The sequence below is a fragment of the Vibrio harveyi NBRC 15634 = ATCC 14126 = KCTC 12724 genome (genome assembly GCF_001591145.1).
GTDB lineage: Bacteria > Pseudomonadota > Gammaproteobacteria > Enterobacterales > Vibrionaceae > Vibrio > Vibrio harveyi.
In genome coordinates this window covers 1-7,154 of sequence record NZ_BCUF01000091.1, presented here as the reverse complement: position 1 = coordinate 7,154, position 7,154 = coordinate 1, and the positions used below count along the sequence as shown (strand labels likewise).

At 44.0% G+C, this 7,154-nt stretch carries 8 protein-coding genes; 2 read left to right on the top strand and 6 right to left on the bottom strand.

Translation table 11 applies throughout. The features are described from left to right. Together VHA02S_RS24200 and VHA02S_RS24195 are read right to left on the bottom strand one after the other, a co-directional pair. Positions 1-3,700 (bottom strand): retention module-containing protein (locus VHA02S_RS24200; protein ID WP_155725050.1); only part of this gene is annotated, 3,700 nt, incomplete at its 3' end. Between the two features lie 281 nt (positions 3,701-3,981). Further along, positions 3,982-4,245: a hypothetical protein gene (locus tag VHA02S_RS24195; RefSeq protein ID WP_005453751.1), complete on the bottom strand. Its 264-nt coding sequence runs from the start codon at positions 4,243-4,245 to the stop codon at positions 3,982-3,984. Positions 4,246-4,567: 322 nt separating this feature from the next. Here VHA02S_RS24195 and VHA02S_RS24190 point away from each other — a divergent pair, with 322 nt between their 5' ends. Then, positions 4,568-4,816 carry a YgjV family protein gene (locus VHA02S_RS24190; RefSeq protein ID WP_009696088.1) on the top strand — a complete coding sequence of 83 codons (249 nt, stop codon included), beginning with the start codon at positions 4,568-4,570 and terminating at the stop codon, positions 4,814-4,816. A gap of 122 nt (positions 4,817-4,938) precedes the next feature. Here the strand turns inward: VHA02S_RS24190 and VHA02S_RS24185 are convergent, their stop codons facing one another. From VHA02S_RS24185 to VHA02S_RS24175, 3 genes are read right to left on the bottom strand one after another with little or no spacing between them, the layout of a single operon-like run. Next, positions 4,939-5,181: a hypothetical protein gene (locus VHA02S_RS24185; protein WP_005453747.1), complete on the bottom strand. Its 243-nt coding sequence runs from the start codon at positions 5,179-5,181 to the stop codon at positions 4,939-4,941. A gap of 41 nt (positions 5,182-5,222) precedes the next feature. Further along, a complete protein-coding gene (locus VHA02S_RS24180; RefSeq protein WP_005433583.1) occupies positions 5,223-5,438 on the bottom strand; it encodes a DUF3820 family protein in 216 nt (71 codons plus the stop codon). A gap of 3 nt (positions 5,439-5,441) precedes the next feature. Then, a complete protein-coding gene (locus tag VHA02S_RS24175; protein WP_038898237.1) occupies positions 5,442-6,140 on the bottom strand; it encodes a DUF3313 domain-containing protein in 699 nt (232 codons plus the stop codon). Positions 6,141-6,301: 161 nt separating this feature from the next. Here VHA02S_RS24175 and VHA02S_RS24170 point away from each other — a divergent pair, with 161 nt between their 5' ends. Further along, complete coding sequence (locus tag VHA02S_RS24170; protein ID WP_017188880.1) at positions 6,302-6,610, top strand: cysteine-rich CWC family protein; 309 nt, start codon at positions 6,302-6,304, stop codon at positions 6,608-6,610. A gap of 60 nt (positions 6,611-6,670) precedes the next feature. Here VHA02S_RS24170 and VHA02S_RS24165 read toward each other — a convergent pair whose 3' ends face one another. Beyond that, positions 6,671-7,015 (bottom strand): HopJ type III effector protein, encoded by a 345-nt coding sequence (locus VHA02S_RS24165; protein ID WP_038898236.1) that lies wholly within the window; start codon positions 7,013-7,015, stop codon positions 6,671-6,673. Positions 7,016-7,154 lie beyond the last annotated feature (139 nt).

The following is a 7,154-nucleotide window of genomic DNA, read 5'->3' as shown; positions in this document are numbered from 1 at the left end:
AGCCGATATTTGCTAGGTCATCTTCATCGACAGAAATCGCATCTACGTCTGTGATTATTGGTTTATCATCGATGATAGTCACTGGAATGCTTACTGTTGACGTATCACCATCAAAATCGGTCGCCGTAATTGGGAAGTTGAGAACCAACTCATCGCTATTTGGCGCGTGGTCAATTGGACCTTGTAGCGTAAAATTGTAGCTGCCATCTGGGTTCACCGTCAGAGTGAATACGGGATTTGCCCCAGCTGTTGCTTCATAAGTGAAGCTACCATCTGGATTAGCCGTTTCGTTTAGACTGACGTCGACTCCTTGCGACTTCAAACCATCGACTGGCGTTGCAGCACTATCTAATTGATAACTTACTACTCGGTCGGAACCTTGTGTTGTCGTAAAGTTACCATCAATTGAAACTGGATTGCTTTGGTCTGAGCCGGTACTCGCTAAATCATCTTCATCGACAGAGCTCGCATCTACATCAGTAATCGTCGGCTTGTCATCCACAATCGTTACTGGAATGGTTGCCGTTGTACTATCACCGTCAAAGTCTGTCGCAATGATTGGGAAGTTGAGGATCAACTCATCACTGTTTGGCGCATGATCGATTGGACCTTGCAGCGTAAAGTTATAGCTGCCATCTGTATTAACGGTAAGCGTGAATACCGCGTTAGCACCTGCTGTCGCTTCATACGTAAAGCTACCATCTGGGTTTGCTGTTTCATTCAGAGTGACGTCAACACCTTGCGACTTCAAACCATCAACTGGCGTTGCAGCGCTATCTAATTGATAACTTACTACTCGGTCAGAACCTTGTGTCGTCGTAAAATTGCCATCAATGGAAATTGGATTGCTTTGGTCTGAGCCGATACTCGCTAGGTCATCTTCATCGACAGAAAGCGCAACGACGTCGGCAATGGTCGGCTGATCATCTACGATGGTAACCGGAATTGTTGCTGTAGAGGTATCGCCATCGAAGTCTGTCGCAATGATTGGGAAATTGAGGATCAGCTCATCACTGTTCGGAGCATGGTCGATTGGACCTTGCAGCGTGAAGTTGTAGCTACCATCGGTGTTTACCGTCAGCGTAAAGACCGCATTTGCACCCGCTGTCGCTTCATAAGTGAAACTACCATCTGAGTTCGCTGTTTCCGCTAACGTCACATCAACACCTTGTGATTTCAAACCATCGACTGGCGTTGCAGAATTATCGAGCTGGTAACTCACCACTCGGTCAGAACCTTGTGTTGTAGTGAAGTTGCCATCGATAGAAACCGGATTACTTTGGTCTGAGCCAATACTTGCTAAATCATCTTCATCGACAGAGATGGCATCGGCATCAGTAATCGTTGGCTTGTCGTCTACAATCGTGACAGGAATCGTTGTCGTCGAGGTATCGCCATCAAAATCTGTCGCTATAACTGGGAAATTGAGGAGCAATTCATCACTGTTTGGCGCGTGGTCAATTGGACCTTGTAGCGTGAAGTTATAACTGCCATCGGTGTTCACCGTAAGAGTGAATATTGCATTCACTCCAGCAGTCGCCTCATAAGTGAAGCTTCCATCTGGGTTTGCGGTTTCCGCCAACGTCACATCGACGCCTTGCGATTTCAAACCATCAACTGGCGTCGCAGATCCATCAAGCTGGTAGCTCACCACTCGGTCGGAGCCTTGTGTCGTCGTGAAGTTACCACCAACTGAAATTGATTCGGAGCCATCTGAACCAATTGACGCTAAATCATCTTCATCAACTGACAAGGCAACTACATCATCAATCGTAGGGGTGTCATCTTGGACTTGAATGACAATCTGAGCAGCTTCAGGTGTATTCGAGCCAGCGGTAATAGATGAGCGGTCTCCGTCGGCGTCCACTGCATAGACTGGCAAAGAAAACGTTAGAGAATCATTATTACTGCCAGTGTGATCCAACTGTTCATATAGATTAAACTGGTATTCACCAAGATCCGGAGAGTCAACCGTCACATCAAAGACCGTGATGCGATTACCACCCAGTTCGATATACCCTTCATAAGTACGAACGCCATTGCTCTCGGAGGTTTGTTCCAGTTGAACAACTTGCCCTTGAGATTGCAGCTCTCCAGAGTTATTAAATTCGCTCGGTTCTAATTCATAATGGTCGACAATGTCACTGCCAACAGAAGTCGTAATAGATCCAGCACCACTGGTAATCACAGCCCCTTCTTGAGAGCCTTGATCTACGCCCGCTTCGTCTAAAGATAGCCCTGTCACGTTTTCGATAACTGGATTGTTGCCATCAGAAATGGTCAGGCTGAACGTATTAGCAGTGATGTCCTGGTCAAAATCAACAATAGTGGTAGGCAGGGAAAGCACAATGGTATCGTCGGCATTACTCTGCTCTAGCGGTTTGAACTGCTCGAATTGATACGTACCATCTGTGTTGAGGCTTATCGATAAAACCGTTTCGTTAGAACCGGCGATAGATAAAATAATGGTGCTGCCGTCATCGGATAGTGTTGCTTCTGTTGCTTGGTTGTCACTAAGCAAACCATTAAACTGGCTCAAGCCTTCTTGGTTAAAAGAGACAGAAGATAGCTGATCACTGCCAATATCGACAAAGCTCCCTGTAATAGGTGTTGAAGAAGACTCAACATTTTCAAACGCGATGTCTTGCGAACTTGGGTTATCACCATCAATCACAGTGGTTGTAAAATCCACTGGAGCTAGAATACTGTTACCACCTACATCTGCACCCGTAATATCAAATGCAATGCTAATTTGGTCGCCAGCGATGGAGACTTGTCCATCCGCTATCGAAGGTAAATGATCAATACCTTGGCTAATTGTCGTGGTGACTTCAAGTTCTGCATCTAAACCTAACGACGTTGCATCAATTTCAATACGAAGAACTTCGTTACTACCTTGAGTACCGATGATCGCATTTTGGTTTTCATCATAGACAAATGAAACAGCAACACCACCGGAGGTGATATCCGCGTTTAACTCTGCCAGTAAAGATGCAAGAGATGTGGCTTCAGGTACAAAGGAGTCTGTATCAAGTGCGAGATCAGCGGCGCCAACCACCACAGTTGAAGAAATAGTTTGAGGGTAAGTAGAGAGAGAAATAGAGCCTTCTGTTACTTGAGAAGACAGCGTTTGACCGCCATCAGCAAAGATGGTGACATTAATGCCATCCAAATCTTCATCAGTTTCAGTGTCGGTTGTTGGAGCGGAGGTTTCAAAAAAGGTAGAAGCAAGAATTTCAGGGTTATTGTATTCAATGGTGACAAAACCCGCATTTGCCGATCCCGCACCGCCACCACCACCTGGACCAGCAGCAGTAGCTTCAAGAATAGCCGTTGGGTCGGCGCCTTCTAAAATAGCTTGTTGAATCGCAGCGACATCTTCTTCACCGAATTCAGCATCACCAGTTGCGGTTGGGTCAACGTTAACCTTGCCATCAACAGGCGCTACGACAAGCGCATCACTAGAGTCTTGTTCAGGACTTGAGGTTGGTATGCAAGCAACACAATTCTCATCAACGAGATAAAGTGCCCCCTCAGCAATAACCTCCAGAGCAGCACCATTTTCCGTGATGACCACCTCATCAGAAAATAAAATATCCCCAACTTTTACTTCTCTAACATTCCCTTCTGGGGTTAAAGCGTAAACACTACCTTTGACAGCATCAACAACTACTTCCTGCGGCACAGTTTGTGTACTCATCTGACCCCCGCTCATTGCCTAACGTCTTTACGAAAGACCTTTATAAATTATTTTAGTTTATCGAAATGTGATGCGCATTGGCTCACAATGCTGATTTAACTAACAATCAACTCAATAAACAATCAAATTTTGAACATTCAATACGCTTTAGACATGTTATCTGTGTTTCATCACAACAATGGCATTTGTCACCATGGCAATACATTACATAACCATATGAAAACATAAGCCTATTAATTAAAGCTTAGACCTTAATTGTAAAAAGTAGAAACCAGCAGATTTTAAGCGGTAAACATCATCCCGCCAGTACCGATAAGAAGCGGTAAAAAGGCAAATAAGATGTCATAAGAAGAGGAGCGTTTTGCAAGTCGAATAAGGAATGGAGAAGAGAAAAACATCACCATAAGGTATTGGACAACATAGTCAGAAGGGATAAGAAGTAGCATCAACACATGTGTTAAAACGTGAAGAATCACGCCCCATGTATGAGGTTTAGTACGCATCATTAGAGCAAACGAAAACAAGAAACTGATGGCTACTGGCATAATATCGACTTAATTGTAAATAATTCTCATTTGCAATAGTATGCGATAATTCTTATTTCTTCAACTTTGTTTTATCTATTGGTGACATCGTTATTATCAATCAACATAATAAGTAAAATTATCAATGATTTTTTTCCTAAACGTTTGCGTAATCGCTAACCTTCTCTTAACCTTGATTTGAGGCTTTCATCACGGTTTTTCCATTGCTATAGTTCACCCATCAAAACGAACAAGACCATTCGAGGCATGGAGCTTCCTCGTTAATCTCAAGATGAGAAGAAGTGGTACCGACAGAATTCGGCAGATTTAAGAGGGTCAAATAATGGAAATGAATATGGTTGAGATTCTAGGCTACGCGGCTTCAATCATGGTTGCAATCTCACTAACTATGAAAGATATCGTTAAGCTTCGTATCCTTAACTTTATCGGCTGTGCGCTTTTCACAGCTTACGGTTTGATGATTGATTCATGGCCAGTAGTACTAACAAACGGCTTTATTGCATGTGTTAACGTGTACTTCCTTGCGAAAATGCAACAGGAAAAAAAAAGCCTAGCGCCTGAAAAAGCCTAGTTAAAACGAATTAAGAAAGCCCGTAAGCGTGATGCTACGGGCTTTTTTGTGCGTTCTAGATCGCGAAAAAGTATCAAAGAAGCCGATAAGCCAGACATAAAAAGCCCTGCTCCATTCGCTTATTACTTGGGCTGGAGCCCCGTCTTCTGCGCAAACTCTTGCATTGCCTCAGCAAACGTTGTGGTTCCGCCTTTAGCTTGGACCTGAATCACCTTATACCCCATCTTTTCCAACGCTTGGCGTTCTGCCAAAACCGCTTTGTCATCTTGCTGACTGCCCTTTGCAGGTTGATGAAGGTAGCACCCTTCTAGTTGACCATCTTCGACCAGTTGGTGGTGTTTTAGTGCATTAATATCAAAATTCATGGTAATTCTTTAAATCAAAAATAGGGAGTTTCTCTGGCAGGCTACATGCGCTTTAAAGGCTTAACAACACTGTCCAAGCCTTCAATTTTAAGTGCGAGGCAGAGCTTTAGCAGTTCGCCTAACTCCCCTTCCGGAAAACCTTTTTTATCAAACCAGAGTAGGTATTCTTCTGGAAGATCAATAAGAACACGCCCAGCGTATTTGCCAAACGGCATTTGCATTCGAGCGAGTTTAATAAGGTTTTCTTTTTCTAACATATACTACGGAGTCTGTTGGGATAAATCTTGGCTAAGAGTAACACCCAAGCGATCGACCCACCAGTTAATTGCGTCTTTAGCATCGTCTAAAGAGTCAATCATGGTTGAGAAGTCTTTGTTTCCTGCTTGACGATCAATCGCCGCGAACAAAGGCGCATCACTCTCAGAATCGCTCACCAGTAACTCCACCGTCGCTGAGCCTACATTGGTGTGCTCACCTGTCGTTATTTTTGAGATGGTAGAAATCCCCAAGCCAACCGGCAGAATGCTTGAGGTGATAGCAAGAACGGGATTCGGCGTTTCCACATTACTTACCGCAATGCTCAAGCGAAGTGTTTTTTCACCGGGTTGGTCGACAATCTTTTTGACGGGTGAGATGCGCGCTTTTAGCTGATCAACCATGTATGTCGTCAATTCATTGATTTCTTCATCATCCAGCTCAGATTCTTGAACCACAACCATCACTCGATCAATTACCACGCTGTCGTAATCATCCATTTTCTGTTTCAAACGAGCAGCATCGCGCAAGCCTACTCTCGCCCAAACGAGATCGACCCCACCCTCTGGACCAGGACGAAAATCTTCATAACTGGTGAATTTCGTCGCACTGACGACGGGGCCACCAGCACATCCACTCAAGATGAAACCCAGAGATACAACTACCGTCGCCTTAAACAAGCGCTCAACCAATGACTTAAACATACCAACTCCTTAAACTTTGAATATACAGTTTATCATTCCATATAAATTTGACCAGTATTTATTCACTCAATGGATATTTTGTTGAATCAAGTATTGAACTTCCCGTTGCACAATTTCATGTTAAAGTACGCCGCTTACTGGAAAGCATAACGAGAAAAATAATGAAGTCACCTTGCCGCGCAGCCTGTAAAAACAACGGCGGAATCTGTTCTGGCTGTCACCGAACCATGGAAGAAATCGTGCAGTGGAAAGATAAGTCTGATGCTCAACGAGACGCGATCATCGAGCAATTGGTTGGAAATGACTCAACCCACTCTTGCCCTGAGTGTGGCACGAACGCGCACTGCGATATTGCTGCGGGGAAAGAGACGTGCTGGTGCTTTGATATTGAGACCAGAGATTTACCAAAGCCAGAAGCGGGACAGCTTTGTTTGTGTCGTAAATGTTTGGAGAAAAAGCCAGTCGCCTAGCCTATCGAACATAGGGCATAACGGACTGGCTATCATTGAAATGAAGGTAAGTTCTGCGAACTATTTCTGCGCTAACGCTTGGGATTCAAACTTCACACCATCCCAACCTGTCACCATAAAGTTACGAATGTTTTGATGGTCGTTGTTCTCTGGATGTACCAATACGTCTTCACGGTAGAAGCGACCAAAACACGCCAACGTTGCTTCTTTGCTTAGGTTGTTCAATTGACCAAAAGCGAAGATCTTACACGAGCCGTTATTCTCACCGGCATTATTCTGCGTTTCACCATTCACAAAAGCCGCTGGCGTAAACGCGTAGTTTGCCTCTATCGCTGCCATTGTCGTTTCAAATTCTACTGTCTCAGGTGATGCCGCTAGCGCATCTAAAAATTCTTTAAGTTCCATTATTTCTAGTTCCTAGTGTCTTTTCATCTTACGTGTTCGACAGACGTTCAGATTAAAATTGACACATTTGTTTCATCAAAAGCCAATATAAGAGTCATAAATCATAAATATATTCAGAGCCTTATTTAGGGGCTGTTGA